This window comes from Streptomyces sp. NPDC016469 (assembly GCF_040632905.1).
Lineage (GTDB): Bacteria > Actinomycetota > Actinomycetes > Streptomycetales > Streptomycetaceae > Streptomyces.
This window is the reverse complement of record NZ_JBEYCQ010000024.1, coordinates 79669-105978: the sequence shown is the minus strand read 5'-3', so window position 1 is coordinate 105978 and position 26310 is coordinate 79669. Positions and strand designations below refer to the sequence as shown.

Below are 26310 nucleotides of genomic sequence, written 5' to 3'. Positions count from 1 at the left end.
CCGCCCCGCCGTCACCAGCCCGTCCAGAGCAGGTGGTTGACGGCGAGGGCCACCACGGCCTGGACGGCGAGCCAACCCCTTCGGCCCCGGTCGGGCAGGAGTGCCGCCGCAGGGAGCAGCCAGACCATGAAGGGCTGCCAGATCCGCTCGGTCTCCGCCTTGCTCATCCCCGACAGATCGGCCGCCAGCAGCAGGAGCAGCGCCACCAGCACCAGTGGAACCAGCCGGTCCGGCGCGCTCGTCTCCCCGCCGCGCAGCGCCCGTACGGCACCCGGCGCACCCCCGAAGGTGCGGCGCAGCCCCGCGACCGTCGCCGGGCCCACGGCGATCACCGTGCAGGCGAGGTTCGCCCACACCCAGTACCCGTACGGCCGGAACCCGCCCGCGCCCTGGTGGTAGCGCTCCACGAGTACGTGGTACGCCTCCCACCAGTTGAAGCCCGCCACCGTGAAGGCAACCGGTGCCACCAGGGCCCCGAGCAGCGCGAGCGGCAGCGGCCGTGCGGTGCGGGCGAGCACGAGCACGGCCAGGAGCAGGAGCGCGATCAGCCCCAGCCCGTAACTCAGATAGCTGACCCAGCCGTAGAGGAGGCCCGCCCCCAGCGCGGCGGCCCCCGGACCGCGCACCGTACGCGTCGCCGCCAGGGCCAGCAGCGCGACGGACCAGGCGGCCACCGCCGCGAAGTACCCGTCCGCCGAGGTCCCGGCCCAGACCGCGACCGGGGCCAGGACGAGGAACGGTACCGCGCGCCGGGCGATGTCCTCACCGGCCAGGGCCCGCACCGTGACCAGCACGGCGAGCAGGGCGGACGCGCCGGTCAGAATGCACCAGACCCCGGCCCAGGCACCGCCGCCGAGTCCGACCCGGTCCAGGAACACGAAGGTGAGCGTGGCGCCCGGCGGGTGGCCGGCGACGTGGGCGGGCCAGTTGTCCGGCGCGTCGAGCAGGATGTGCGCGTCGAAGGTGCGCAGCGCGGCGCCGATGTCATCGAAGCGGTCGATGACCCGCAGGTACTCGTGCTTGGTGGTCAGGCGCTCGGCGATGCCGCGCCCCCAGCCGTCGATCAGCGCCAGCGAGAAGATCCACGCCGGCGAGGAGGCGTAGACCGCCAGGAGCAGGGACCGCCAGCGCAGCCGTCGGGCGAGGAGCGGCCCGTACGCGATCACGGCGACGGCCACCACGGGAGCGGCCACCGTCCCGGGGCCCGTGTGCGGGTACCAGGACGCCAGCAGTGGCGGCCAGTGCACGTACAGCGTCCGCGCGTAGTCCTCGACGGCCCGGCCGCCCAGGGCGGCGGCGACCACGAGCACCACGCCCGCCCCGGCGGCCACCAGGTCCCAGCGCTGCCCGGAGCGCGTGGCGGTGTCCGGTTCGGTACGGGGTTCGGTGCGGTCCTCGGTCTTCACGCACGCACCGTACGCACCGGGACACCGTGACGGCCGGTACCGGCCGGGCGCGTCACACAACCGTCAGATCCACGGTGCCTGCCGTACCTTCACCGGGGTGACGTCACCGTTTCGTCAGGAGTCGCAGCCGCCGGTCGCGCAGGCCACGGGCATAGCGTCGGGCCCATGGGCGACAGCCGTCGGAATGCTCCGACACCCTCCGCTTCCACTTCCCGGCCCCGCGCCGCCGCGCTCCTCGAACGGCTGCCGTCGGCACCCGGCTTCTGGCGCAGCCCGGTACGCGGCGTGCCGTTCACCGCCGTGCTGGGGCTCGTCCTGCTCGCCGGGATCACGCTGCTCTTCGTGACCGGCCTGCTGTCGTACGCCGCGTACAACCCGGATCTCGCCCCGGTCAACGACAAGACACCGGACAAGGGGCTGCTCGGCTTCTACCTCTTCCCCTGGCCGACTTCGCCGCACTGGCTCTACCGGCTGACGCAGGGACTCCACGTCACCGTCGGGATCGTCCTCGTCCCCGTCCTGCTGGCCAAGCTCTGGTCCGTGGTGCCCCGGCTCTTCACCCTGCCGCCGGCCCGGTCCCCCGCCCACGCACTGGAGCGAATCTCGCTGCTCCTGCTGGTGGGCGGGGCACTCTTCGAGTTCGTGACCGGTCTGCTCAACATCCAGCTGGAGTACCTGTTCCCCGGCTCCTTCTACCCGTTGCACTTCTACGGGGCGTGGGTGTTCTTCGCTGCCTTCCTCGCCCACGCCGGGCTCCGCGCGCCGCAGGCCGTACGGGTGCTGCGGACGGGCGGACTGAACGGGCCGGTCCCCGGCGACGTGCTGGAATCACCCGCCCCGGCGGCGCCCACCCTGTCCCGGCGCGGCGCCCTCGCCATGGTCGGCGGCGGCTCACTCGTCCTGCTGGTCACCTCGGCCGGCCGCAGCTTCGACGGGCCCCTGCGCCGCCTCGCGGTGCTGACCCCGCGCGGCGCCGCCGAACCCGGGTCCGGCCCCAACGGCTTCCAGATCAACAAGACCGCCGCCGCCGTCGGGATCACCACCGCCGACACCGGCGAGGGCTGGTGGCTCACCGTCAGCGGTCCGGCCGGCGACCTGCGGTTCAGCCGCGAACAGCTGCTGGCCATGGAGCAGCGGAGCGCGGCCCTGCCCATCGCCTGCGTGGAGGGCTGGTCCACCTCGGACCAGTGGTGGCGCGGGGTGCGGCTGAGCGACCTCGCGGCCCTCGCCGGCTACCCGGACCGGCCGCCCGGGGTGCTGGTGGAGTCCCTCCAGCGCAGCGGCCCCTTCCGCCGGGCCGCGCTCCGCGACAACCAGGTGCGCGACCCGCGTTCACTGCTGGCGTTGCAGGTCAACGGCGAGGACCTGTCACCCGACCACGGATACCCGGCCCGGATCATCGTCCCCGCCGCCCCCGGGGTGCTCAACACCAAATGGGTGTCCCGGCTGACCTTCGGAGAACTGTGAACGCCACCGGCCCCCGTGCCCTCCCGCGCCGCCGCTACGGCGCGGGACCCCTGCACCTCGTCCTGCTGGCCGCCTCCTTCGCGCTCGCCGGCTACGCGGGTGTGCGCCTGCTCGCCGGCGACTGGCTGGGCGTCACCGTGTGGTTCGTGGGCGCGGCCCTCGTCCACGACCTGGTGCTCGTACCTCTGTACGCGGCCGCGGACCTGGCCCTGCGCAGCAGCCTCGGACGGCGGCGGCCGGCCTCCGTGAACTACGTACGGGTACCGGCCTTCCTGTCCGGGCTGCTGCTGCTCGTGTGGTTCCCGCTGATCGCGCGACCGGAGCGCTACGAGCCGGCGAGCGGGCTGTCCCCCGATGTGTTCCTGGGGAACTGGCTGCTGACCACGGCCGCGCTGTTCCTGCTGTCGGCGCTCTGGTTCGGGGTCCGCGCGCTCCGGCTCCGCCGCAGGGCCACGAAGGTGCGGCCGTCCGCCTCCCACTGACCGTCGGCCCGCAGCCCGTGCGGGCGGGCGTACCCCAGCAGGGCGGAGGAGCCGAGCCGCGCCCACGGGAAGAGCCCGGCCGCCGGACACCCGTCCGGGGCACGCCCGTCGTCCAGCCGCACCCGGACCCGCTCGTCCAGGTCGTGCGGCACGGTCTCCGCGATGAGGAGGCCGCCGGGCGCGAGCAGTTCCGCCGCCCGGCGCAGCAGCCGGTCCGGGTCGCCGCCGATCCCGATGTTGCCGTCGGCGAGCAGTACGGTGCCCCAGCGGCCCTCCCCGGGCAGCGGGTCGAACACCGACCGGCGCAGCGCGTACCCGCCGAGCCGGACCGTCCGGGCGACCGCCGCCTCGCTGACGTCGATCCCGAGGGCCCGGTGGCCGCGTGCCGCCAGCGCGGCGACCAGCCGGCCGGGCCCGCACCCGACGTCCAGGACCGGGCCCTCGCAGCGGCGCAACGCCGACAAGTCCGCCGCGTCGGCCCCGGCGCACCAGCGCTCGACGTCCAGCGGCAGCAGCCACCCGTCCGTACGGCGCAGGAACAGCGGCCCGTGACCGTTGCGCAGGGCGTTGGCGTACGGGTCGGTGCCCCACGCGTCGGCGTCCGGACGGGCGGGGGGCTGGGGCGCGGGGGCCTTGCGCGCGGGCCCGGCGCCGAGGTCCGCGAGCGCGTGTTCGACGCCCCCGGGCCCGGCCTCCGGGTCCGTGGGCGAGTGGACCAGCACGTTCCGCTCCTGGCCGGTACGGCTCATCGGACAGCCGTCCGGCGCGTCCGGGCCAGTTCGGCGGCGAACCGCCCGTCCGGCGCGAGCGCGGCGACCTCCGCCGCGTCGGCCGCCGTGTCCACGTCCCGCAGCCGGGGCAGGTCCCGTACGGTCAGCCCGGCTTCGACCAGCCGGCGCCGCTGCACCGCACCCGTCTCCGGCACGGACATCGGGACCCCGCGCAGCAGCCCGGGGTCCGGCTCCGCCAGGCCCAGCGCCCAGAACCCGCCGTCCTCCGCCGGACCGAACCAGGCGCCGCACCCGTCCCAGGCCCCCGGGGAGAGCGCGGGGGCCAGGTCGGCCACCGTGATCTGGGGGGTGTCCATCCCGATCAGCAGCGTCGGCCCGGTGCACGCCCCGAACGCGGCGGCCAGCCTCTCGTCCAGCCCGCCCGCCCCCTGCCGCACGACCTCGATGCCAGGCGGCAGCCACGGCCCGGGCGCCCCCTCCAGGACGACGGCGCGCCGGGCAGCCGGCAGGGTCAGGACGGTGTGCAGGGTGTCGGCGAGCGCGGCCTCCGCGAGGCGCGCGGCCTCGGCGGGGGAGAAGGGCGGAGTGAGCCGGGTCTTGACCCGCCCGGGCAGTGGTTCCTTCGCGATGACCAGCACCGTCGTCGCACCGGCCGGCCCGGCGCCGGGCGCCGCCGCGCTCACTGGGGCACCCCCGCCGGGACCGGCGGCTCGGCCAGCACGGCCCGCATGTCGCGGACCGCGTGCCAGGTGCCCAGCCAGGTGCCGGTGACCTTCGACTTCCCGGTACGCGCGAGGTACGGGACGTCCGTCTCGGCCACCCTCAGCCCCGCGTCGGCCGCCCGCACCACCATCTGCAACGGGTAGCCGCTGCGCCGGTCCGTGAGCCCGAGTGCCAGCAGGTCCGCGCGGCGGGCGGCGCGCAGCGGGCCCAGATCGCGCAGCCGCAGACCGGTCCGTCGTCGCAGCATCCGGGACAGCGCGGCGTTGCCCGCCCGTGCGTGCAGCGGCCAGGCGCCGCGCTCCTGGGGGCGCCGCCGCCCGAGCAGCAGATCGCACTCGCCGTCGGCCACCCGGCGTACGAAGCCCGTGAGGAGCGCGGGGTCCAGCGAGCCGTCGCAGTCGCAGAAGCAGACGAACTCCGCCTCGGCGGCGAGCAGTCCGGCATGGCAGGCCGAGCCGAAACCGCGCCGGGGCTCGTGCACCACGGTCGCACCCAGCGCACGGGCCACCTCGGCGGAGCCGTCGGTCGAGCCGTTGTCCACCACGATCGCCCGCCAGCCCCGGGGCACCCGGGCCAGCACGCCGGGCAGGGCCGCCGCCTCGTCGAGACAGGGAAGGACGATGTCGGCGTGGGGGCCTGGGTCATCGTCGGCGCGGGGGCCTGAGTCATCGGAAGGAAGGATCACCCGGCTCACCCTACGGAGCAAAAACCGGCATTTCGGGCTTTGGATTCTTACGAAACATGGACGTCGCCCGCCACCGGCCCGCCCGCGTTTCCGGCCGCGCCGCCCCGGGTGCCAGGGTGGTTCCATGCAGACGCCCCCGGACACACCGCCACCCGCCCCCGCTGTCGGGGTGCCCCCCGCCGCCCCGGTGCGCGGCCATGTCCTCGTCGTGGACGACGACCCGACCGTCGCCGAGGTCGTCGCGGGATACCTGACCGGGGCCGGCTACGACGTCGCCCGGGCGGCGGACGGCCCGGCCGCGCTCGCGCTGTACGCGGCCCGCCGGCCGGACCTGGCCGTCCTCGACCTCATGCTGCCCGGGATGGACGGGTTCGAGGTCTGCCGCCGGATGCGGTCCCAGGGGCCGGTGCCCGTCATCATGCTCACCGCGCGCGGCGACGAGGACGACCGCATCCTCGGCCTCGAAACCGGCGCCGACGACTACGTCACCAAGCCGTTCAGCCCGCGCGAGCTCGTTCTGCGGGTCGACTCCGTGCTGCGGCGCGCCAGGGCGGCGGCGGTCCCCGCCGGGCAGTCACGGCTGCTGGAGGGCGCGGGGCTCGTCCTCGACCCGGCGGCCCGGAGCGCGACCTGCCGGGGCGGGCGGCTGGCCCTGACGCTCCGCGAGTTCGACCTGCTCGCCTTCCTCCTGCGCCACCCGGGCCGGGTCTTCACCCGGGAGGAGCTGATGCGCGAGGTCTGGGGCTGGGACTTCGGGGACCTGTCCACCGTCACCGTGCATGTGCGCCGGCTGCGCGGGAAGGTCGAGGCCGACCCGGCCCACCCGGAGCTGATCCGTACGGTCTGGGGCGTCGGCTACCGCCTCGACCTGCCCGCCCGTGACACCGAAGCCCAGGACGCCGGAACCCCGTCATGACCGACACGCTCCTCATCGCCCTCTTCGCTTTCCTCGGCGCCGCCGCGGCGGGACTGCTCGGGGCGCTCGCACTGCGGCTCACCCGCCACCGCTCGCTCGTCGTCTCCCTGAGCATCGTGGCCGCCGTGGCCGTCACCGCGATGCTCGCCGGCACCCTGGCCGTCGCCTGGGCGATGTTCCTGTCATCGCACGACCTGAGCGTGGTCACGACCGTCGTCGCCATGGCCGCCGTGGTCTCCCTGGTCACGGCGATGCTGCTGGGCCGCTGGGTCGCCGCCCGCAGCCGCGAGCTGACCCTCGCCGCCCGCTCCTTCGGCGACGGCGGGACCTTCGCGCCGCCCGAGGCCCCGGCCACCGCCGAGCTCGCCGCCCTCACCCGCGAACTCGCCGCCACCAGCGCCAAGCTGGACAGTTCGCGGATGCGGGAACGCGCCCTGGAGACCTCGCGGCGCGAACTCGTCGCCTGGATCTCGCACGACCTGCGCACCCCGCTGGCGGGACTGCGCGCCATGTCCGAGGCGCTGGAGGACGGCATGGCCGCCGACTCGCCGCGCTACCTGCGCCAGATCCGTACCGAGGTCGAGCGGATGAACGACATGGTCGGCGACCTCTTCGAGCTCTCCCGCATCCACGCGGGCTCGCTCGCGCTGACCCCCACCCGCGTCTCCGTCTACGACCTGGTGGGCGACGCCCTCGCCGGCGCGGACCCGCTCGCCCGCGAGCACGGGGTGCGGCTGGTCGGCGGACGGATCGAGGAGGTGCCCGTGGAGGTGGACGGCAAGGAGATGAGCCGGGTCCTGGGCAACCTCCTGATCAACGCGATCCGCCGGACGCCCGCCGACGGCACGGTCGCCGTCGCGGCCCACCGCGCTCCGGACGGGGTGGTCCTCTCGGTGACCGACGGCTGCGGCGGCATCCCGGAGGAGGACCTGCCGAGGGTCTTCGACACCGGGTGGCGCGGCAGCCATGCCCGTACACCTCCGGCCGGCGCGGGCCTCGGGCTCGCCATCGTGCGCGGCATCGTCGAGGCCCACGCAGGCCGGGCGGAGGTCCGCAACGTCACCGGCGGCTGCTGCTTCGAGGTGACGCTGCCGCCGGCGTGAGCCTCGGCCCGGCCCCTGGCGTGAGCCTCGGCCCGGCCCCTGGCGTGAGCCTCGGCCCGGCCCCTGGCGTGAGGATCAGGCGGGCAGCCCCGCCCCGGCCTCCCGCAGCGGCGCCGCCGCGAAGTCGGCCATGCCCTCGGCGAACCCCACTGCGGGCCGCCAGCCCAGCTCCTCCCTCAGCCGCCGCGAGTCCGCCGTCACATGGCGTACGTCCCCGAGCCGGAACTCGCCGGTCACCACCGGCGCCGGACCACCGTGCGCCGCCGCCAGCGCCCCGGCCATCTCGCCGATCGTGTGCGGCTCGCCGCTGCCGGTGTTGTACGCCGCGAAGCTCCCAGGAGCGCGGGCGCCGACGGCCTCCAGCGCCACCGTGTTCGCGGCGGCCACATCCCGTACGTGGACGAAGTCGCGCCGCTGCCCGCCGTCTTCGAAGACGCGCGGCGCCTCGCCCCGGGCCAGCGCCGACCGGAAGAACGAGGCGACACCCGCGTACGGCGTGTCCCTGGGCATGCCGGGGCCGTACACGTTGTGGTACCGCAGCGCGACCGCGCTCCCGCCCGTCGCCCGCGCCCAGGACGCTGCCAGGTGCTCCTGCGCCAGCTTCGTCGCCGCGTACACGTTGCGCGGGTCGGCCGGCGCGTCCTCCCCGACCAGACCGGGGGCCAGCGCCGCCCCGCAGTCCGGGCAGCGCGGCTCGAAGCGGCCCGCCGCCAGGTCGGCCGGGTCGCGGGGGCCGGGGCGCACGGTGCCGTGGCGCGCACAGGCGTAACGGCCCTCGCCGTACACGACCATCGACCCGGCGAGCACCAGGCTCCGCACCCCGGCCCCCGCCATCGCGGCGAGCAGGACCGCGGTGCCCAGGTCGTTGCACCCCACGTATTCCGGGGCGTCCGCGAAGTCCTTGCCCAGGCCGACCATCGCCGCCTGGTGGCACACCGCGTCGACGCCGTCCAGCGCACGGTCCACGGCCGCGCGGTCCCGTACGTCCGCCACGATCAGCCGCCCGCCGGCACCCCCGGCGGGGCGCTGTACGGAAGGACCGTGTGCCGAGGGGAGCAGTGCGTCGAGCACCACCACCTCATGCCCGGCCGAGGTGAGACCGCGGACGATCTCCGAACCGATGAATCCGGCACCGCCGGTGACAAGTACGCGCATGCGCGCCACGCTAGGACGCGCACGGCCCCGTCACGTGCTCCGGCGGTGGCACGTCACGGGACCGTAAGCCTTCGGCGGCTAGCGGAGCTCCTGGATGCGGACGAGGTTGCCCGCCGGGTCGCGGAACGCGCAGTCGCGGATGCCGTAGGGCTGCTCGGTCGGCTCCTGGACCACCTCCGCGTCACCGGCCTGCACCTTCTCGAAGGTGGCGTCCAGGTCGCGGGTGGCGAGCAGGATCCAGCCGTAGGTGCCCTTGGCCATCATCTCGGTGATGGTGCGCCGCTCATCGTCCGTGATCCCCGGGTCCGCGGCCGGCGGCGCCAGCAGGATGGAGGTGCTCGGCTGGTCCTTCGGGCCGACGGTGATCCAGCGCATCTTGCCCTGGCCGACGTCGTTGCGGACCTCGAAGCCGAGCGTGTCGCGGTAGAACGCGAGGGACTCCTCCGGGTCGTCGTGCGGGAGGAAGCTGGTGTGAATGGTGATGTCCATGAAGATCATGCTAGGCACGGGGCCGGCGCCGCGCTTCTCGAATCCTGACCGGTTCCCCACGCCCTCGCCGGCGTCCTTCCGTACCGCCCCGCTGCCCGAAGGGGCACCCCGCCGTGCCCCGCACCGGACAGAGCCGGGCTGGACGGGGCAGCGACGCGTCCCCCAGGGTGGAAGGCCGGTAGGAGCGGGCGGCCCGCCGCGGCCGCCCCGGTGCGGTCAGGGGAGACGACGGTGAACGCACAGGACCATGAGCACGAGCACGAGCACCACGTGAAGCCCGTGGAGGACCACGAGCGGCTGCCGGCCGGCCCCCCGCACGACGCGACGGCCGAGGCGCCCGCCGGCTCCGACGCCCACCACCTCTTCCGGGCCGCCGCCACCGGCCGGACCGACGTGGTGGGCACCGCCGGCATGGGCGTTCTCCAGCGCACCGTCGGCAACGCCGCGCTGGGCCCGGTGCTCCAGCGCGCCCGGGCGGCGGCACCGGAGCAGGCCGAGGAGCCGCGCTCGCCCGTGCACGACGTCATCTCCTCCGGCGGCGGCACCCCACTCGACACCGAGACCCGGGTGGACCTGGAGAACCGGATGGGCGCCGACTTCTCCGACGTACGCATCCACAACGACTCGGCCGCGCACGAATCGGCGAAGGGCGTCGGCGCGCACGCCTACACCGTGGGCAACAACGTCGTCTTCCAGCGCGACGCCTACGACCCGTCCTCGCCCCAGGGCCGTACGACGCTGGCGCACGAACTGACCCACGTCATCCAGCAGCGCAGCGGACCCGTCGAAGGCACCGAGGCCCCCGGCGGCATCCGGGTCAGCGACCCCTCGGACCGCTTCGAACGCGAGGCCGTCGCCAATGCCGACCGGGTGCTCTCCGGCCCGGCCCCGGCCGCCCCGGCGGCCCCCACCGCCGCACCCTCCGCCGCGCCCGCCGTCCAGCGCGCGGCCACGGAGGACGAGGACGAGCAACCCGCCGACGTCCAGGGCTCGTTCGTACAGCGCGCGGAGGAGAAGAACCCGGAGGAGGAAGAAGAAACCCCTCCGGCCTGATGTGTCGTCAGTTGCCGCCGGTGCTGCGCATCGTGCCGCCCAGGAACATCGACTCCGCGCACCGCGCCGGCGCCTGCGCGCCCACCGGCCTGCCCACCTTGCGGCAGTCGATGGTCATGGTGACCTTGCCGCCCGCCGGGACCACGATCGGCGTCACGAAGTGGTAGTCGGAGTCCCGGAAGTTCTCCAGGCCCAGGCTCAGTACCCGGGTCTCCCTGCCCGCGGAGACGGCCAGCGTCCCGGCGTCGCCCTGCGGGTTCTGGACCACGATGTCGGTCAGCTGGAACGTCTTCCCGGCCGGCACGGTGAGCGCCGTCCCCGTGTTCGTCCCGCCGCCCAGCGAGTCCTGCACCCTGACCTGCGCGCTGGTGGGTGTCGCCGCTCCCGCGTCGGCCGCCGCCGACGGGCTCGGGGTCGCGCTCGGCGTGGGCTTAGACTCGCCGCCCCCGCCCGAACCGCTCCCGGCGGAGTCGCCCCCGCCCGCCCCGGAACCGCCCGAGCCGCCCTGCTCCGGCGCCTTGCTCTTGTCGGCCGCGGCGGCGGACCGCACCGCCTCCGGGGTGACCGCCTCCCGTGCCGCCGACTTCACGGCCGGGCGCAGCAGCGCGTACCAGAGGCCGACCAGCGCGAGCACCAGGACGGCGGCGGTGATCAGGGCCCGGGGCAGCCAGCGGGGGAGCAGGGGCTCCTGCTCGTAACTGCCGTCCACGAGGACCGGCTCCACCGGGTCCTGCCCCTCGACCACCTGTGTGGCGGCGAACACCTGGAAGGGGTGCGTGACCGGCGTGCCGCGCCACATCCGCTTGACGGGGCGCACCCGCAGCCGCGCGAACTCCGCTTTTCCGGGCGCTACCCGGAGCTCGGGTGCGGCGAAGACGACGCGTGCCCGCTCGGTCCCGGGCTGGGCGCCGAGGCGTACCGTGACCGGGGTGTTGCCCCGGTTGTCGACCGCCAGCTGGTGGCGTCCGGCCAGCGCTCCGTGCGAACCACGCGGGACCAGCTCGGCCGTCGTCTCGGTGAACGGCAGCACGGTCACCCGGCCCTCGGGCACCACCGTCTCGCCCTGCTCGCCGGTCGGCACCACCCGCACCCCGAAGGGCGTCTCGCCGGCGGGCACCGTCGCGTCGCGGGGCGGCCGCAGCATGAGCGACACGGTGCCCGAGTCGCCCGGGTAGAGGGACAGCACGGCCGGCTCCACCGCCGCCCAGGCGGCACACGCACCGACCACCTCGAAGCGGTACTCCTCGACGGTCCGGCCGGAGTTGCGGACCTGAAGGGGGACACCCGTCTCCGCGCCCGGTGCGGCGCTGACGGTGGACACGTCGAGGCTTGCCGTGAGACTCATACGGCGGACCGTAAGGTCGCCGCCCACGTCGTACATCGGCCGTGAAGGAACACTTTCGGGCACATCCGGTGCCCCGGCCAAGCGATGTGGTTTCCTCCTCAATGAACCAGGGCATCTTCCGTCCGCCTCCTCACCGGTGAGGCGCACGAACACGGCTGCGAGGCGTGTGCCAGAAGTGCTTCCGGCCGTCATACAGGGGGAGCACGATATGGAGCGCACGACCGTCGCGTTACGGGCCCAGGACCCGATCTCGCAAGCCGGAGTGGCCAGCCAATTGAGGACACGGCCCGAAGTGAACGTCGTGGACTGGAGCGAGGAGGGGCCCTGGCCCGAAGTCGTCGTCATGGTCGTGGACGCCGTGGAAGAGGACGTGCTGACGACACTGCGTCACATCCAGCGGACCACCGACTCCCGTGCCGTGCTCGTCACCACGGACATCGACGAACAGAAGCTGGTGAGCGCCGCGGAATGCGGGGTCGTCGGGGTCATCAGGCGGGCCGAGTCCACGCCCGAGCACCTGGTGCACGTCATCGGGACGGTCGCCCGGGGCGAGGGACACCTCCCCTCCGACCTGCTCGGCCGGCTCCTCGCGGAGGTCGGCCGGCTCCAGGGCCAGGTGCTCGCCCCGCGCGGCCTGCACTTCACCGGACTCGCCGCCCGCGAGGTGGACGTCCTGCGCCTCGTCGCCGAGGGCTACGACACCGCCGACATCGCCACGAAGCTCGCCTACTCCGAACGCACCATCAAGAACGTCCTGCACTCCGTGATGACCCGGCTCCAACTGCGCAACAGGTCCCACGCGGTGGCGTACGCGATGCGCCAGGGCCTGATCTGACGCGGCCCGGCTCCATGCGGCCCGGTCGGCTGCCCCAAAGGGCAGCGGGCGCTACCCGCCGAAAGGGCTGACTTCCCGCTGCGCGCGGCGCCCGAACGGGGGACCGTGTGGGCGCTGTTCTTCGGTGGGAGGTCCGGGTGCGGGGGAGAGAAGCTGTGCGGTGGATTCGGCCGGCGGGACGCCCACCCGGACGGCCCGGCGCGCGCCGCCCGGCGGCGCTCGCCCTGCTCCTGCTGGCCACCGCGTTCGTCCCCGGGCCGGGCTCGGCCGGCGCCGCCCCCGCCGTGCCCGTCCCCCCGGACCCGTGGGTCACCCCGGCGACCGTGCACGAAGCGCTCGATCCGGGTGGCTCCACGAGTGTCGACAAGTCGGTGCGTACGCCGGCGATCCCGCCGAAACCCGAGGTCGTCCTGCTGGTGGACGGCACGGGCAGCATGGAGGAGCCCATAGCCAGCGTGCAGCAGAACCTGCCCGCCATCACCCAGAAGGTCCTGGCCGCACGGCCCGAGTCGCGCTTCGCCGTCGCCACCTTCGGGGATCAGCAAGTCGATCCAGGCGCCGGCTTCAAGGTCCTCCAGGGCCTCACGGACGACCTCGTCAAGGTGCAGCAGGGAGTCGACAAGCTGACGACGGACCTGGGGGCCTACAGCATGGGCCCGTCCGAGGACTGGATCAACGGCCTCTGGCAGATCGCCGACGGAGCCGGCGGCGAGACGGTGTTCCGCGAGGGCTCCAACCCGGTGATCGTCCTGGTCAGCGACGCGTCCAGCCACGCACCGAGCGCCGGCCACACCATTGACGACACGATCTTCGCCCTCCAGGACAAGGGCGTCCGGGTGGTCGGCGTCGACGTGGACAGCGCACTCGGCGACGGGCTCAACGGCACCGGCAACGCGCACAATCCCGACTACCCCGACCAGGTCGAGAAGCCGCCGACCGACGCGGGCCAGGCCACCCGCATCATCGAAGCCACCCAGGGCCGGCTCCTCGAAGGCATCCAGGGCGACGAGGTCGCCCAGGCCATCGTCGACGGCATGGACAACCTCCCCACCTCCGTCGGCCACCAGCTCAGCGACTGCAGCCCCTACCTCACCGTCGCGCTCGACCCGCCCACCCGCCGGGTGACCAGCGGCGAAACCGCCCACTTCGCCGAGACCATCGACGTCGCGGCCGACGCCCCGCAGGGCGCCCACCTCACCTGCACCGTCCAGTTCCTGCTCGGCCCGCAGATCCCGGGCACGGCCCGACTCGCCCCCACGGCCGCGCCCGACCCCGACTTCCAGCAGACGATCACCATCGACGTGAACGACGTCGACGTGCCCGTCGTCACCGTGGACGACCGCATCGCCAGGGCGGACGACGAGGACGGTACGAGGATCAGCTACCGGGCGACCGCCAGGGACGCCCAGGACGGCCGCCTCCCCGTCGCCTGCACCCCCGCGTCCGGGTCCCTCTTCCCGATCGGCCCGACCACGGTCACCTGCACCGCCACGGACGCGGCGGGCAACACTGCCACGGACACCGCCGTGTTCCAGGTGCTGCCGCCGCCACCGCCGCCGCTGCCTCCGCCCCCCGCGACGGACGTCGCCGTCAAGGCCGACCTCAGCCCCGGCCGCAGGTACATCGGCCGCCGGACCGACGCCCGGTTCACCGTCACCAACGCGGGGCCGGACACCGCGAGGGACGTCGTCCTCGCCACGAGCTGGCCGAAGCCCGGCAAGGCGAAGGACCGCACGCTGACCTCCCTCGGCCGCTGCACGGCCGCCGCCCCCTGCACCATCCCGCCCGGTGGCCGGATCGAGCTGACCCAGACCGGCACGTACCGTGCGCCGGTCACCGGAGACGTACGCGCCACCGTGAGCGGCATGCTGGGTGACCTGCACCCCGTCAACGACCGGGACACGGCGAGGCTTCGCGTCCTCAAGCTCTCCCTCACCGTCACCCCGCAGGTCGCCAAACCCGGCCAGCCCGTCGTGGCGCGCGGCAAGGACTACCCGCCGGGCGAGACCGTACGTCTGACCTGGAACACCGGCATCACGGCGGACCGCACCGGCGTACGCGTGGGCCGCGACGGCACCTTCGAGGTCCAGGTGCTGGTGCTGCGCAAGGACACCCTAGGCCCCCGCGTGCTGCGCGCGGGCATCACCGGGCTCCCACGGCTGGAGAAGCCGGTCCTCGTGGTCCAGCGCAACCTCCAGCCACCGGACTTCAAGGGCCGTACGTGAGAGGGGCGGGCACCAGGTGATCCACGAGGTGGACGACGTACTCCGGTCCCTGATCCGGGCGGAGGTGCTCGGCGGCGGCCAGATCACGGTCGTCTTCGACGCCCCCACCCGGGAGTGGGCCGCCAAGGTCAACGCCCCCATGGTCAACCTCTACCTGTACGACATCCGCGAGGACATGCGGCGGCGCGAGCGCGGTCTGCACAACGAGTACGACGAACGCGGCGCCGTCGTGGCGCGGCGCCGCCCGCCGCGCTACTTCAAGCTCTCGTACCTGATCACCGCGTGGACCAAGCGCCCGGAGGACGAACACCGGCTGCTGTCCTCCCTGCTCGCGTGCCTCCTGGCGTACGAGGCACTGCCCCCGGAGCGGCTGGCCGGATCGCTCGCCGATATCGGGGCCGCCGTGCCCATGTCGATCGCCCTGCCCCCGCCGGAGGACCGCTCCTTCGCCGACGTGTGGAGCGCGCTCGGCGGCGAGCTGAAACCGTCGCTCGACCTGGTGGTGAGCGTGCCGGTCACGGCCGCGCCGACGTACCCGGCGGGCCCGCCGGTCGGCGACGAGGGCCTGCACGCACGGTTCGGCGACATGCCCGGCTCCCCGGAGCCGGTGCGTGGCGGTCTGCCGGTGTACGGAAGCCGTCCCGGCCGTCCGGTACGGGAGGAGCCCCCGGCCACCGCGGCGCGTCGCGGCCTGGGGCTGCGGATCACCGAGAAGCGCTCGGCCGGCGACGCCGCCGCGGCTGAGGAGGACCCCACCGCATGACGTCCCCGGGCCACCCCCACGACGACCAGAACCTGCGCCACCTCCTCGCCCGGGCGACCCTCGTGGAGCAGCGCGTCCGCCGCGCGGTGGAAACCCGTCAGCGCACGGATCCGGACCCCGAGGACGCGTTCCGGGGCCTGTACCTGACCGACGAGAACATCGCGCGACTGCTGAACGAGGAGGAGGCGCGGGGGTTCCCGGACCTGGTGGGGGAGGAGGGCGAGACCACCGGGCCGTCCCGGCTCACCGCTCTGGAGACCGGCTTCGGTCTCACCCCGCTCGACACCGAGATCCTGCTCATCGCGCTCGTGCCGGACCTGGACGACCGCTTCGAGGCGTTCTACGGGTACCTCAACGACGACGTGACCCGCCGGCGCCCGTCCATCGGCCTGGCCCTCGGCCTGTGCGGGGTGTCCCCGGCCGACGCCGTCGCGCGCGGCCGGCTGGCGGCTGCCGCCCCGCTCCGGGACGCCGGCCTGCTGCTGGCCGAGGACCTCGACCGCCCGTTCCTCAGCCGGGCGCTGCGCGTGCCGGACCGGGTCACGGCGCATCTGCTCGGCGACGACACGAGGGACCCGCGCATCGCGGACGTCACGGCGCCCTGGGAGGCGGTGGGAGGCGTGGGCGACCCGGCGGCTCTGGCCCGGGTCCTGGCCGGCGGCGTCCCCCTGGTCTACCTGAGCGAGGACCAGGGCGGTGCGGGCACGGCCCTGGCCGCGTCGGCGCTGGAGCGGGCGGGCCGCCGGGTCCTGGGCGTGGACCTCGCCCGGCTGGCGGCGGACCCGGCCCCCGCCGACGCCGTACGGGCGCTCGTCCGCGAGGCGCGGCTGACCGGGGCGGGCCTGGTGTGCGCGCCGCTGGACGCGGTGTCCCGCGAACACCCGCACCTGCTGAGGCTGCTGACGGGCACGCCGGTGCCGACGGTGATGGTGGGCCGGGTGCCGTGGGACGCCTCCTGGTCCACGGTGCCGCCGCTGCTCGTACACGCCCCGAGGGTGGAGCCGTCGGCGCGCGGGGCGCTGTGGAGTGAGGCGTACGGGCGTACGGGGTCGGGCGCCGTGCCGGCCGGCGTCGACCCGGACCACCTCCTGGCCCCGTTCCTGCTCACCCCGGAGCAGGTCCGGGGGGCGGCCCTGAGCGCTGCCCAGACGGCTCGGCTCGACGGCGGAACCCTCACCCCGGACCACGTACGCCGGGGGGCCCGCGCCCAGAACGCGGCCGGCCTCGACCGCCTGGCCCGCCGCATCGAACCCACGGTGACCTGGGACGACCTGGTCCTCCCACCCGACGCCCACGCGCAGCTCCGCGAACTCACGGCCCGCGCCCGCCACCGCGACCGGGTGCTGGGGGAGTGGGCGATGCGGCCGGGGGGAGGCCGGGGGCGGGGGGTCTCGGCGCTGTTCGCGGGGGACTCCGGCACGGGCAAGACCATGTCGGCGGAGGTGATCGCGGCCGACCTCGGTCTCGACCTCTACACGGTCGACCTGGCGACGGTGATCGACAAGTACGTGGGCGAGACCGAGAAGAACCTGGAACGCATCTTCACGGAGGCGGCGGGGGTCAACGGGGTCCTGCTCTTCGACGAGGCGGACGCGATTTTCGGGAAGCGCTCGGATGTGAAGGACGCGCACGACCGCTACGCGAACGTGGAGAGCGCGTACCTCCTCCAGCGCATGGAGTCCTTCGACGGCCTGGCCATCCTCGCCACCAACCTCCGCGCCAACCTGGACGACGCCTTCACCCGCCGCCTGGACCTGGTCGTGGACTTCCCGGTCCCGGACCCGGCCCAACGCCGCGTGCTCTGGGACCGCTGCCTGGGCCCCACCCTCCCGCGCGCCTCGGACCTCGACCTCGCCTTCTGCGCCGAGAACTTCGAGCTGGCGGGCGGCAACATCCGCTCGATCGCGGTGACGGCGGCGTACTTGGCGGCGGAGGCGGGGGGAGCGGTGACTATGGCGACGCTGATCCATGCGGTGCAGAGGGAGTACCAGAAGCTGGGGCGTCTGACGCTGGCCTCGGAGTTCGGGCCGTATCTGGGGCTGCTTGCGTGAATGAAGTGACATGCGTCAGTGCACCCGAGTGCCCACCAATGGCTCAGTACTCGCAATCGACCGCATTCGGCGTTCCGTAAGCGGCGAACCACCACCAATGCTCGCCGGGCATGTTCCGGGGAATCACCTCGGCCGGCAGAGGCGTCGCATTGCCTGCGGCCTCACGCATCTCTTCATCCGTTGCCTCCACCCAGTCGGACGCGACCAACGCCGCAGGGGACAGGCCGGCCTCACGGAGCAGGACTTCCACTACGCTACGGGTGAAGCATGCGTCGTACCAGCCGGTGGGCGTTTCGCTCTCGAGCGCGAAGTCCAGTTCGGTGAGGTACACGGCGAAGTCGCCGCCGTACTCGTCCAAGGCGTGCAGGACGCGGGCGTAGAACGCGTTCAGGCGCTGGCCGGCCCACGGTGTCGAAGTGTTCTGCAGACTCAGTAGCCAGATGCCGAGCACGGTCGCAAGCGCGTCGCCGAGTGTTGCTGCTCGAGCTCGGTCGCTTCCGCGAGTCTTCGCCAGAACGTCTATGGCGCGTTCGAATCCGGCGAAGTAGCCTTCCGCATCCGGGCGGGGAAAGCCGTATCGCACCATGGTTCGTGTCTCCCTTTCAGTTCTTGAGGAAGGAACCGAAGGTCGCCATCACGACCCGGCCGTCGGCCCGTGCGTATATCATGACGGTGAGCGTAACGGGCTGTCCCGCGTCATCCATCGTCTCCACGATGAACCGCACCTGCCTGGATCCGCCTCCTGCCGGATAGAACTGCGCCCGCCCCTCTCTGACCACCGTCTCCGCTGCGGCGTGGTAGTTCGCGATGAACGCTCTGGCCTCTCGGCGGCTTTCCGGGATTTCGTTCCGATGCGCCCGGGAGTGGTAGGCGGCACCGGTTGTGGAACCGAATTTTAGCTGGCCGGCTTGGGCCCTGATCTGGGCCTCAAGCTGGTCGTCCGTGAGATTGGGATCGGCCCTGACGCCATCCTTGTCGAGGTTTTCGACGTTGGCCCGGTCACGATAGAGGGCGCTGGTCGCGCCACTGGGCGACCCTTGCAGCTCGGCCAAGGCAGTACGCGCAGTCTCTTCCTTCAACTCGCGCTTGGTCGGCTGCTCACGCAGCCCCTGGGCGAAGTCGTCCCGCATCTTCTTCGCCGCTGCGGCTCGTTTGTCAGCCCATAACGTCATGTAGTACTCGAATACGTTCGCGAACTCACCGGGATTGCCGGCGGTTCCCTGTCGGCGCAGCGCGAAGTCCATTCCGAGTTTTTGCAGGTCTGCTTTAACGACCCCTGGCGCGTTGCGGGCGGTTCCTACCACTTTGATCGCGCGGCTCTCCATCTCTCGGATGAAGTCGTCGACTGATCCGCGGCCTGGCCGGTATGTGGCCACTGCCGCGGCCTTGCCGCTGTCGCACCCCAGCGTCGTGGCCAGTCCTACAAACTGCGCTTTGAGGTCGTCCAGCTGCTGTTGCTGCGCTGCGTCGACCGCGGGCAGCACGCGGGATGGCGTCTTCATGGTCTGGACGTGCACGTGCTCGCCCTTTGTGTCGGTCGTTTCGGTGACCAGACGCATCGGTACGTTGTGCCGTTTTGACAGTGAGGAGAGCTGCTCGGTGGCGGAATCGTGTTGCGGGCCGGCCGCAAGCATGCGGTCGGCAGCGGTGATGGCGACGCGTTCCTTGGCCGGATCCTTCGTGCTGGCGGCGTCCGCGCCCTTGTTCCCGTCCTTCTTCTTCAGCTTCGCCCAGAGCGCCTTGCCCTTCTTGGCGATGAAGTTCACGATCTTGTCGATCGCTCGGTTCACCGGGCGCGACACCGCGTGGAAGACGCTCTTCACCTTCGCGGCCAGGCTGCCGATCCCCAGCAGGGAGGCGAGGAAGCCGATCAGAAGGGGGACGCTCGCGGCCAGGGCGGTTTCGACCATCTTGGGGACGCCCGCCTTGCCGCCATTGGCTATCGCCACCACCGCGTCCAGGACCGAGTTGACGAACTCCACGATCTGGGCGCCCTGGTTCACCACGAACGTGACGATGTCGATGATTCCCTTGACCGCGCGGACGAACGCGGAGGCGGGGTTCAGGAGGGAGAGGATCCAGGTGATGCCGGCGATGATGACCGTGGGGATCAGGTAGCTCGTGAGTTTTTCGAGGATGGTGGACTTGAGGTCGCCCGCCTCCTCCTGGATCTCCTTGACCGCCCCGGCCGGGCCCTCCCGGGCGATGTTCTGGGCGACCGGGACCGAGGACTCGACCGCCGTCATCGCCTGGTCGGGGACGCCCTTGCGGGTCACGCGGGCCCGGATGTTGGCCCAGGTCAGGCCCAGGAGGGAGCCGATCAGCTGGATGATGCCCTTCATGTCGAACTTCTGGGGGAGTTCGAGGCCCGCCTTCACCGCCGTGCCGAGCAGCCAGGACACGAGCCCGGTCTTCAGGTGGCCGGCGATGTTCGTGATGAAGAGGTTCAGACCCGCGCCGACGGCCGCAACCAGGTTGCCCAGGAAGCCGATCGGGTCCTTGATGATCTTCATGATCGCGCCGGCGGCCTTGGCGAGGATGCCGAGGAGGAGGTTCTTCAGCTCGTTGATCGTCTTGATCGCGCCGACAATCGCGTCCTTCGCCTTGTCGATCAGCCCCTTGTTGGCCTCCTGGAGCTTCTTGATCTCCTCGTCGACCTTGTTGAGCGCCGCCGTGTACTTCTGGGCGAGGTCCTGGACCAGCTGTTCCGACTTCTCGTTGACCGTCGCTTCCAGGTCGTCGAACTTGCCCGCGAAGTCCTTCGCGGCCTCCTCGCCGAACTGACGCAGATCGGCGGGGAGTCTGTCGACCTCCGCCTTCAGCTCGCCCCGGCCCTTCGCGATCCGGGCCTTCGCCTTGCCCAGCTCGGTTCCGATGATGTCGGCGACCGACGAGATCACCGTCTGCATCTGGGACACATACAGCTTGCGGGCCTCCTGGTAGAGACTGTTCGCCTCCTCCGGCAGGCCCGCGAACTTGTCCTTCACCCAGCGGGCCTTGCCGGTCCAGCCGGAGTACCGCTTGTCCTTGTACTTCTTCATCCGGCGCTTGTGGTCCGCCGTGAACGCGTCCCGGGCCGCCTTCTCCCCGGAGGTGAAGGCCGCGTCGACCTTCTGGTCCAGGCCGGACAGCGTCGTCTCGACGTCCTTCTTCGTGCCGTCGTAGACCTTCTGGAGCTTCGCCGTGACCTCGGCGCGCTTCTTCTCGTCCTTCGACTTGGTCTCGCCCTTGCCGCCGTCCACCTTCTGTCCGGCCTGCGCACGCGTCGTGGTCAACGTGCTCATCGCGGCGGCGCCCGAGGCTGCGGCGCCCGCCTTCGCGGCGCTCAGCTGCTGGTTCTCGGCCGATCTGCCCTTCGCCGGGGCCTTCGCGGAGTCCGCCTCGGCGGTCTTCTTCGCGCTGAGCGCCTCGTTGAACTCCGGCTCGTTGCCCTTGGCGAGCTGCTCCTCGGTGACCTCGGCGTCGGCCATCGCCTTGTCGTTCTGCGCCGGGCCCTGGGAGAAGTCGGTGACCGCCGCCGGCTGCTTCTCGGGGATCGCGGCCGCGGCGGACGGCGCCCCGGGGTTGCCGGGCGGCTGGTCCGGGGTGAGCGGGGTGACGGGCTTGTCCTTGGCGGCCGACGTGTCCGGCGGGGCCTTCGTCGCCGTGTCGATGTCCTTGGCCGACGCCTCCTTGCCGTCCGAGACCTTGCCGTCGACCTCCGCCTTGACCCGCTCCGCCTTGCCGGACTTGGAGAACTTGTCGGCGTCGTCCAGGTTCTTGGGCGCCTGCGCGTCGATCGCCTTGTTCACCGCGTCGATGAACGCCTTCTTGTCGAACTCGCCCGGCTTCGCGGCGTTCATCTTCTCCGCGTTCGCCGCCTTGCCCTGCGCCTCCTTGTCATCCGGAGGGGCGACGGCGGCGTCCTGTGACGCCCTCGACTCCGTCGCGGCCGGCCGGTGCTGGGCCATCCGCTGCTTCTTCGCCGCGATGTCCGCCTTGACGCCCCGGAAGCCCGGGGCCTGGGCGGGCGACGGCTTGACGGGGGCCGTGTAGCGCTGGGCGACGAGACGCGAGACGGCCGCGTTGCCGGCCGCGCGTTGCAGCCGCTGAAGACTGCGGCGGTCCGGGGCCGCCGCCGGGGCGGGCGCAGGCGTGGGGGCGGGGGCCGCTTCCGTACGAGGAGAGCCGGTACGGGACCCGGCGGCGGGCGACTTCTCGGGACCCGCCTTCATACGTCCCCTCCCGCCAGCACAGCTCCGCCCGCACACGGTGGCTAGCCAGGCTGCCGGGCGCCCCCGGGGCGGAGGGAGCGCCGGCGGGACGGGGGCGGGGCAGGCCCGTGCGGTGCGCCCGGCGCCGCCTCCTTGCCTCATCGGGCAGCTCCCCATGCACGGCAGGGCGGCCGAGTATCCGTTCCCGGTGATCGCCGAAGTGGCGAGAATCGCCGGTGTTCCCCGGTCGGGCAGCTGTCACGCGACTGGGTGGGAAGCACGTCGAGGAGCACGTCAAGGAGAGGCCCCCTATGCCGTCGTACCTGTCCCCGGGTGTCTACGTCGAAGAGGTCGAGTCCGGTTCCCGGCCGATCGAGGGGGTGGGCACGTCGGTCGCCGCCTTCGTCGGGTTCGCCCAGCGCGGCCCGTTCGACGAGCCGACGCTGATCACGAACTGGAGCCAGTTCGTCAGCACCTTCGGTGACTTCGTGGACGGCACGTACCTCGCCACCTGCGTCTACGGCTTCTTCGCCAACGGCGGCGGCATCTGCTACGTCGTCCGCATCGGCGACGGCTCGGACACCGTGGCCGGGGGAGCGGAGGGCGAGCTCGCGGCGGGCTCCGAGGTCCAGGTCGGGCCGTACGCCGTCAAGCCGAAACCGGGAGTGGCCGGCGAGATCAGCGTGGAGGTCGTGGAGGCTGAGGGCGAGGACCCGCCGTCCGACGTGTTCCAGCTGATCGTGAAGCGCGACGGTCAGGTCGCGGAGACCTATCCGTCCGTGACGACCAAGCGGAGCAAGGAGAACGTCGCCACCCGGGTCAACGCCACGTCGGAGCTGATCGAGATACGGGAGTCGGGGCGCGGCGCCGCCCCCGCCCGTCCCGCGCCCCAGTCGGTGACCCTCGCCCCCGCCGCCCCGCCCGCCGGAAGCGCCGGGGCGCTCGCCCCCGAGGTGTACGTCGGCGACGCCGACCGCCGCACGGGCCTGGGCGGCCTCGAAGCGGTGGACGACGTCACGATGATCGCCGTGCCCGACCTGATGGGCGCGTACGAACGCGGGCTGCTCGACCTGGAAGCGGTCGTCGCGGTGCAGCAAGCGCTCATCGGTCACTGCGAGTTGATGGGCGACCGGGTCGCCATCCTGGACCCGCCGCCCGGCCTGACGCCGCAACAGGTCCGGGTCTGGCGCACCGACCGGGCGAACTTCGACTCCAAGTACGCCACCCTCTACTACCCGTGGATCAGCGTCGCCGACCCCGCGTCCGGCCGCGCCACCCTCGTACCGCCGAGCGGTCACATCGCCGGGATCTGGGCCCGTAACGACGACTCGCGCGGCGTGCACAAGGCTCCGGCCAACGAGGTGGTGCGCGGAGCGGTGGCCCTGCAGACGCAGTTGACCAAGGGCGAGCACGACCTGCTCAACCCGATCGGGCTGAACTGCATCCGCGCCTTCCCCGGACGCGGCATCCGGGTCTGGGGCGCCCGCACCCTGGCCTCCGACCCGGCGTGGCGCTACCTGAACGTGCGGCGGCTCTTCAACTACCTGGAGGAGTCGATCCTCGCCGGCACGCAGTGGGTGGTCTTCGAGCCGAACGACGACGCCCTCTGGGCCCGGATCCGGCGCACGGTCTCCGCGTTCCTGGTCAACGAGTGGCGCAAGGGCTCGCTGTTCGGCCTCACCCCGGACGAGGCGTTCTACGTGAAGTGCGACCGCGAGACCAACCCGCCGGAGAGCGTCGACGCGGGGCAGGTCGTGTGCGAGATCGGCGTCGCGCCCGTCAAGCCGGCCGAGTTCGTCGTGTTCCGGCTGTCCCAGCTGACCGGCGGGACCGGAGGCGTGGACGAGTGACCGGCGCGCGCCGACCTTCAGTGACCGGCCCGTTCCCGAACCTGGCGTAAGGAGCCTGTGGTGCCACTTCCCGATCTCGACAGTTCCGTCGGGCACTCCTTCGGTCTCGAATTCGACAGCGTCGTCATCAAGCAGATCACCGAGGTCAGTGGTCTGAAGATGGAGCAGGACGTCATCGAGCTGAAGCAGAACACCGCCGACGGCAAGTACGCCATCAAGAAGCTGCCCGGCCGCCCCAAGGCCGGCGAGGTCACCGTCACGCGCGGTCTGACCGAGGACAACAGCTTCGAACGCTGGATCAAGGACTCCCGCTTCGGCCGCATGACGAACGCCCGCCGCAACGGCGCCGTCATCGTGTACGACTACGAGGGGCTGCCGATCAAGCGGTACAAGCTCATCAACGCCTGGCCCAAGTCACTGGAGATCGGCACGCTCAAGGCCGGTGACACCTCGGTGCTCACCGAGAAGCTGGCGATCACGTACGAGAGCATGGAGCTCGACTGATGCGGCGTACGGTCCAGTTCCAGACGCCACCGGAACGGGACACGGGTACGGGACGGTCCGAACCGTTGCGGACCGAGTTCACCTTCGAGCTGCCGCGCGGTTACGTGGACGAGTCGGGCACCGTGCACCGCAGCGGGGTGATGCGGCTGGCGACCGCGCGGGACGAGCTGGTTCCGCTGCGCGACGACCGGGTCCGCGAGAACTCCGCGTACCTCTCGGTCGTGCTGATCTCCCGGGTGGTGACCCGGATCGGGACGGTCGAGGACATCCATCCAGGTGTCATCGAGGACCTGTTCGCATCGGACCTGGCGTTCCTCCAGGACTTCTACCGCCGGATCAACGCCGAGGGGCACACCCGCGCGGCCGTCACCTGTCCGTCCTGCGACGAGGAGTTCGCGGTGGATCTCGCCGGCGGTCGCCTGGGGGAATCGTGACGTACGCGGCCGACCTGCTCTACGAGGAGGTCGCGTACCTCGCCTACCACTTCCACTGGCCGCTGGACGACCTGCTGGACCTGGAGCACCCGGAACGCCTGAAGTTCGTCGCACAGGTCGCCCGCCTCAACGGGCAGTAGCCAGGAGCACGGAGGAGGACGAGGAACCATGGGGCTGATGTCCTGGCTGCGCGGCGGCCGTTCCACCGACGCCCCGCCCTCGCGGCTCCCCGGACCGGCGGGGCCGGACCGGGCCGACCGGGTCGACGTGAGCCGGCTGGAACCTGTGCAGCGGTCCGTCACGGGCCAGGAGCTGCTGACCAACCCGGCCGGTTTCGAGGCGGGACTGATCATACGTCAGAATGCAGCTTTGGGGCAGCCGTTGGGTCACCTGGTGACTCCCGAGGCCCCCGCCGGCCTGGTACGCGGTGTGGTCGACGCCGCCCCGGGAAGCCCGCCCCCACCGGTCCAGCGGGCCGTCGAGATGCCGATGCCGGCGCGCCCCGGTACGCGGCGCGACGCGGTCGCCGTCCAGCGGGCGTACGGGGACGGCCTGCCGAACCTCACCTCGGCCGGACCGGCCTCGGCATCCGCCGGTCTGCCTCTACGCCAATTGGTCGGCGAGCAGCCCCTTGTACCCCCGGACGGGCGCACCGAGCCGGTGGGCCCCGCGCCTCACGCGGACACCACCGAGCCCGGCACCCCGGCCCCGGGCGCCCCGCCCGTGCAGCGCACCTCCGCCGACGGACCACCGAGTCCGGCGCCACCCCCGCCTCCGTCCCGCCGCACCGGCGGCCTCGGGGCACCGCTGTCCGGCCTGCCGCCCACGGCCCAGCGCAAGGCGGTCCAGCCCCCGGAGCCGCCCCAGGCGCAGCGGGACAGCGCCCCGCCGCCGGCCCACGCGGCCGAGCCGCCGGCCCATGCGGCCGACCCGGTGCCCGGCCCCGGCGAGAGCGCGCAACCGCTGATCCCCGAGGCACCCGGCACCCCGGACACCCCCACCGGGACGGAGACGGTCGCGCCGCTCCTGGGGGACGCCCCGCTGAAGCCGGAGGGCGGCGCACCGGCGGCCGCCGAGCCCCCGTCCCGCGACCATCCCGCCGCCCCGGTGCAGCGCACCACCGACCCGCCGCCCGCAGCCCCCGACCGCCCCACCGCACCCCTGCTCGGGGACCGGCCCCTGACCCTCCGTACGGCCGACGTCCCCGGCGGCACTCCGGCCGTCCAGCGCGCGGCGGAAGGCGCCGGCGCCGACGGCAGCGCGCCCGGGCCGTCGCCCTTCGTCCCGGCGCCCCCGGACCAGCCGCCCGCCGTGGCCGTCCGCTGGACCGCGACCGAGCCGGTCGCGGGCATCACATCGGGAGCGCTGGGAGCGCTGGGAGCACCGGGGGGACTGGGGGCGCGGAGTGCCCCGGCGGCACCGTTGCAGCGTGCGGTGGCCCCCGTACAGCGGGGGACACCCCCGCCACCCGCCCGGCCGGAACCGGCGGGCGGACGGGGGCCGCGCGTCCCCGCCTCCGTGCGGAACGCCGGGGCCGTCGCCGTGGCGGCCGGGGTGGCGCAGCGGATGGCCGACGGGAGCGTCGTCTTCCCGTCCGCACCCCGCGACGGCACCTCGCGGCCGGTCGTCCAGCGGGACTCGGAGACCGCCGAGGAGCCCCCGCCGCCGCCCCTGCCGGAACCCGGTCCGGAGCCGGGGCCCGAGCCCGAGCCGCCGGCCACGGAACAACCGGCGGCGACGACGAGCTCGTCCGTGAACCCCGACGGGACACCGCAGGCGCCACCCGTCACCGACGAGCTGGTCCGGGCGCTCTACGCACCCCTCAGCAGACTGCTGAAGGCCGACCTGAGGCTCGAACGCGAACGTTCCGGCTCCCTCATCAACACCCGTCACTGATCGA

At 73.0% G+C, this 26310-nt stretch carries 22 protein-coding genes; 13 read left to right on the top strand and 9 right to left on the bottom strand.

Annotation, left to right across the window (positions count from 1 at the left end; translation table 11 throughout):
- Nucleotides 1–11: 11 nt before the first annotated feature.
- Entirely contained in the window at nucleotides 12–1406 is a 1395-nt protein-coding gene (locus tag ABZ565_RS25615) for a hypothetical protein (protein ID WP_361031281.1), read from the bottom strand.
- 165 nt (nucleotides 1407–1571) lie between these two features.
- Here ABZ565_RS25615 and ABZ565_RS25610 point away from each other — a divergent pair, with 165 nt between their 5' ends.
- Nucleotides 1572–2873: a molybdopterin-dependent oxidoreductase gene (locus ABZ565_RS25610; protein ID WP_361031278.1), complete on the top strand. Its 1302-nt coding sequence runs from the start codon at nucleotides 1572–1574 to the stop codon at nucleotides 2871–2873.
- 325 nt (nucleotides 2874–3198) lie between these two features.
- Here the strand turns inward: ABZ565_RS25610 and ABZ565_RS25605 are convergent, their stop codons facing one another.
- From ABZ565_RS25605 to ABZ565_RS25595, 3 genes are read right to left on the bottom strand one after another with little or no spacing between them, the layout of a single operon-like run.
- Nucleotides 3199–4104, bottom strand: a complete 906-nt coding sequence (locus tag ABZ565_RS25605; RefSeq protein WP_361031275.1) for a methyltransferase domain-containing protein — start codon at nucleotides 4102–4104, stop codon at nucleotides 3199–3201.
- The gene (locus ABZ565_RS25600; protein WP_361031272.1) at nucleotides 4101–4769 is read right to left on the bottom strand and encodes a DUF2064 domain-containing protein; all 669 of its coding nucleotides are present in this window, start codon (nucleotides 4767–4769) and stop codon (nucleotides 4101–4103) included. The genes ABZ565_RS25605 and ABZ565_RS25600 overlap by 4 nt, the downstream gene beginning before the upstream one ends.
- The gene (locus ABZ565_RS25595) at nucleotides 4766–5494 is read right to left on the bottom strand and encodes a glycosyltransferase family 2 protein (RefSeq protein ID WP_361031269.1); all 729 of its coding nucleotides are present in this window, start codon (nucleotides 5492–5494) and stop codon (nucleotides 4766–4768) included. The genes ABZ565_RS25600 and ABZ565_RS25595 overlap by 4 nt, the downstream gene beginning before the upstream one ends.
- A gap of 124 nt (nucleotides 5495–5618) precedes the next feature.
- Here ABZ565_RS25595 and ABZ565_RS25590 point away from each other — a divergent pair, with 124 nt between their 5' ends.
- Both ABZ565_RS25590 and ABZ565_RS25585 read left to right on the top strand, forming a co-directional pair.
- Nucleotides 5619–6410: a response regulator transcription factor gene (locus ABZ565_RS25590; protein WP_361031267.1), complete on the top strand. Its 792-nt coding sequence runs from the start codon at nucleotides 5619–5621 to the stop codon at nucleotides 6408–6410.
- The gene (locus ABZ565_RS25585; protein WP_361031264.1) at nucleotides 6407–7513 is read left to right on the top strand and encodes a HAMP domain-containing sensor histidine kinase; all 1107 of its coding nucleotides are present in this window, start codon (nucleotides 6407–6409) and stop codon (nucleotides 7511–7513) included. Before ABZ565_RS25590 ends, ABZ565_RS25585 begins: the two co-directional genes overlap by 4 nt.
- Nucleotides 7514–7588: 75 nt before the next feature.
- Here ABZ565_RS25585 and ABZ565_RS25580 read toward each other — a convergent pair whose 3' ends face one another.
- Both ABZ565_RS25580 and ABZ565_RS25575 read right to left on the bottom strand, forming a co-directional pair.
- Entirely contained in the window at nucleotides 7589–8668 is a 1080-nt protein-coding gene (locus ABZ565_RS25580) for an NAD-dependent epimerase/dehydratase family protein (protein ID WP_361031261.1), read from the bottom strand.
- Nucleotides 8669–8746: 78 nt separating this feature from the next.
- Nucleotides 8747–9157, bottom strand: coding sequence for a VOC family protein (locus ABZ565_RS25575; RefSeq protein ID WP_147974155.1), 411 nt, complete (start codon nucleotides 9155–9157; stop codon nucleotides 8747–8749).
- A gap of 231 nt (nucleotides 9158–9388) precedes the next feature.
- Between ABZ565_RS25575 and ABZ565_RS25570 the strand changes: the two genes are divergently transcribed.
- Nucleotides 9389–10210 carry a DUF4157 domain-containing protein gene (locus ABZ565_RS25570; protein ID WP_361031257.1) on the top strand — a complete coding sequence of 274 codons (822 nt, stop codon included), beginning with the start codon at nucleotides 9389–9391 and terminating at the stop codon, nucleotides 10208–10210.
- A gap of 7 nt (nucleotides 10211–10217) precedes the next feature.
- Here ABZ565_RS25570 and ABZ565_RS25565 read toward each other — a convergent pair whose 3' ends face one another.
- Nucleotides 10218–11555 carry a hypothetical protein gene (locus ABZ565_RS25565; protein WP_361031254.1) on the bottom strand — a complete coding sequence of 446 codons (1338 nt, stop codon included), beginning with the start codon at nucleotides 11553–11555 and terminating at the stop codon, nucleotides 10218–10220.
- Between the two features lie 208 nt (nucleotides 11556–11763).
- Between ABZ565_RS25565 and ABZ565_RS25560 the strand changes: the two genes are divergently transcribed.
- From ABZ565_RS25560 to ABZ565_RS25545, 4 genes are all read left to right on the top strand, one after another.
- On the top strand, nucleotides 11764–12390 hold the full coding sequence (locus ABZ565_RS25560) for a response regulator transcription factor (RefSeq protein ID WP_361031251.1): 627 nt from the start codon (nucleotides 11764–11766) through the stop codon (nucleotides 12388–12390).
- A 155-nt stretch (nucleotides 12391–12545) separates the two neighbouring features.
- Entirely contained in the window at nucleotides 12546–14615 is a 2070-nt protein-coding gene (locus tag ABZ565_RS25555) for an HYR domain-containing protein (protein WP_361031248.1), read from the top strand.
- A 16-nt stretch (nucleotides 14616–14631) separates the two neighbouring features.
- On the top strand, nucleotides 14632–15378 hold the full coding sequence (locus ABZ565_RS25550) for a DUF4255 domain-containing protein (RefSeq protein ID WP_361031245.1): 747 nt from the start codon (nucleotides 14632–14634) through the stop codon (nucleotides 15376–15378).
- The gene (locus ABZ565_RS25545) at nucleotides 15375–17429 is read left to right on the top strand and encodes an ATP-binding protein (protein WP_361031242.1); all 2055 of its coding nucleotides are present in this window, start codon (nucleotides 15375–15377) and stop codon (nucleotides 17427–17429) included. The genes ABZ565_RS25550 and ABZ565_RS25545 overlap by 4 nt, the downstream gene beginning before the upstream one ends.
- A 43-nt stretch (nucleotides 17430–17472) precedes the next feature.
- On the opposite strand, the gene ABZ565_RS25540 is transcribed toward ABZ565_RS25545, so the two are convergent.
- Both ABZ565_RS25540 and ABZ565_RS25535 read right to left on the bottom strand, forming a co-directional pair.
- Nucleotides 17473–18015 (bottom strand): hypothetical protein, encoded by a 543-nt coding sequence (locus ABZ565_RS25540; RefSeq protein ID WP_361031239.1) that lies wholly within the window; start codon nucleotides 18013–18015, stop codon nucleotides 17473–17475.
- A gap of 16 nt (nucleotides 18016–18031) precedes the next feature.
- Complete coding sequence (locus ABZ565_RS25535) at nucleotides 18032–21643, bottom strand: hypothetical protein (RefSeq protein ID WP_361031236.1); 3612 nt, start codon at nucleotides 21641–21643, stop codon at nucleotides 18032–18034.
- Nucleotides 21644–21933: 290 nt separating this feature from the next.
- Between ABZ565_RS25535 and ABZ565_RS25530 the strand changes: the two genes are divergently transcribed.
- From ABZ565_RS25530 to ABZ565_RS25510, 5 genes are read left to right on the top strand one after another with little or no spacing between them, the layout of a single operon-like run.
- Nucleotides 21934–23472, top strand: coding sequence for a phage tail sheath subtilisin-like domain-containing protein (locus ABZ565_RS25530; RefSeq protein WP_361031233.1), 1539 nt, complete (start codon nucleotides 21934–21936; stop codon nucleotides 23470–23472).
- A 60-nt stretch (nucleotides 23473–23532) separates the two neighbouring features.
- Nucleotides 23533–23976 (top strand): phage tail protein, encoded by a 444-nt coding sequence (locus tag ABZ565_RS25525; protein ID WP_018099792.1) that lies wholly within the window; start codon nucleotides 23533–23535, stop codon nucleotides 23974–23976.
- The gene (locus ABZ565_RS25520; RefSeq protein ID WP_361031230.1) at nucleotides 23976–24410 is read left to right on the top strand and encodes a hypothetical protein; all 435 of its coding nucleotides are present in this window, start codon (nucleotides 23976–23978) and stop codon (nucleotides 24408–24410) included. Before ABZ565_RS25525 ends, ABZ565_RS25520 begins: the two co-directional genes overlap by 1 nt.
- Nucleotides 24407–24550: a DUF6760 family protein gene (locus ABZ565_RS25515; RefSeq protein WP_018099790.1), complete on the top strand. Its 144-nt coding sequence runs from the start codon at nucleotides 24407–24409 to the stop codon at nucleotides 24548–24550. Before ABZ565_RS25520 ends, ABZ565_RS25515 begins: the two co-directional genes overlap by 4 nt.
- Nucleotides 24551–24578: 28 nt before the next feature.
- Nucleotides 24579–26306: a hypothetical protein gene (locus ABZ565_RS25510; protein ID WP_361031227.1), complete on the top strand. Its 1728-nt coding sequence runs from the start codon at nucleotides 24579–24581 to the stop codon at nucleotides 26304–26306.
- The last annotated feature ends 4 nt before the right edge of the window (nucleotides 26307–26310 follow it).

Excerpts from the sequence above, each read along its gene's own strand:
- ABZ565_RS25565 (WP_361031254.1), bottom strand. The coding sequence starts at position 11,555 with ATGAGTCTCACGGCAAGCCTCGACGTGTCCACCGTCAGCGCCGCACCG.
- ABZ565_RS25585 (WP_361031264.1), top strand. The coding sequence starts at position 6,407 with ATGACCGACACGCTCCTCATCGCCCTCTTCGCTTTCCTCGGCGCCGCC.
- ABZ565_RS25610 (WP_361031278.1), top strand. The coding sequence starts at position 1,572 with ATGGGCGACAGCCGTCGGAATGCTCCGACACCCTCCGCTTCCACTTCC.
- ABZ565_RS25560 (WP_361031251.1), top strand. The coding sequence starts at position 11,764 with ATGGAGCGCACGACCGTCGCGTTACGGGCCCAGGACCCGATCTCGCAA.
- ABZ565_RS25605 (WP_361031275.1), bottom strand. The coding sequence starts at position 4,104 with ATGAGCCGTACCGGCCAGGAGCGGAACGTGCTGGTCCACTCGCCCACG.
- ABZ565_RS25530 (WP_361031233.1), top strand. The coding sequence starts at position 21,934 with ATGCCGTCGTACCTGTCCCCGGGTGTCTACGTCGAAGAGGTCGAGTCC.
- ABZ565_RS25535 (WP_361031236.1), bottom strand. The coding sequence starts at position 21,643 with ATGAAGGCGGGTCCCGAGAAGTCGCCCGCCGCCGGGTCCCGTACCGGC.
- ABZ565_RS25580 (WP_361031261.1), bottom strand. The coding sequence starts at position 8,668 with ATGCGCGTACTTGTCACCGGCGGTGCCGGATTCATCGGTTCGGAGATC.
- ABZ565_RS25520 (WP_361031230.1), top strand. The coding sequence starts at position 23,976 with ATGCGGCGTACGGTCCAGTTCCAGACGCCACCGGAACGGGACACGGGT.
- ABZ565_RS25590 (WP_361031267.1), top strand. The coding sequence starts at position 5,619 with ATGCAGACGCCCCCGGACACACCGCCACCCGCCCCCGCTGTCGGGGTG.
- ABZ565_RS25540 (WP_361031239.1), bottom strand. The coding sequence starts at position 18,015 with ATGGTGCGATACGGCTTTCCCCGCCCGGATGCGGAAGGCTACTTCGCC.
- ABZ565_RS25575 (WP_147974155.1), bottom strand. The coding sequence starts at position 9,157 with ATGGACATCACCATTCACACCAGCTTCCTCCCGCACGACGACCCGGAG.
- ABZ565_RS25510 (WP_361031227.1), top strand. The coding sequence starts at position 24,579 with ATGGGGCTGATGTCCTGGCTGCGCGGCGGCCGTTCCACCGACGCCCCG.
- ABZ565_RS25545 (WP_361031242.1), top strand. The coding sequence starts at position 15,375 with ATGACGTCCCCGGGCCACCCCCACGACGACCAGAACCTGCGCCACCTC.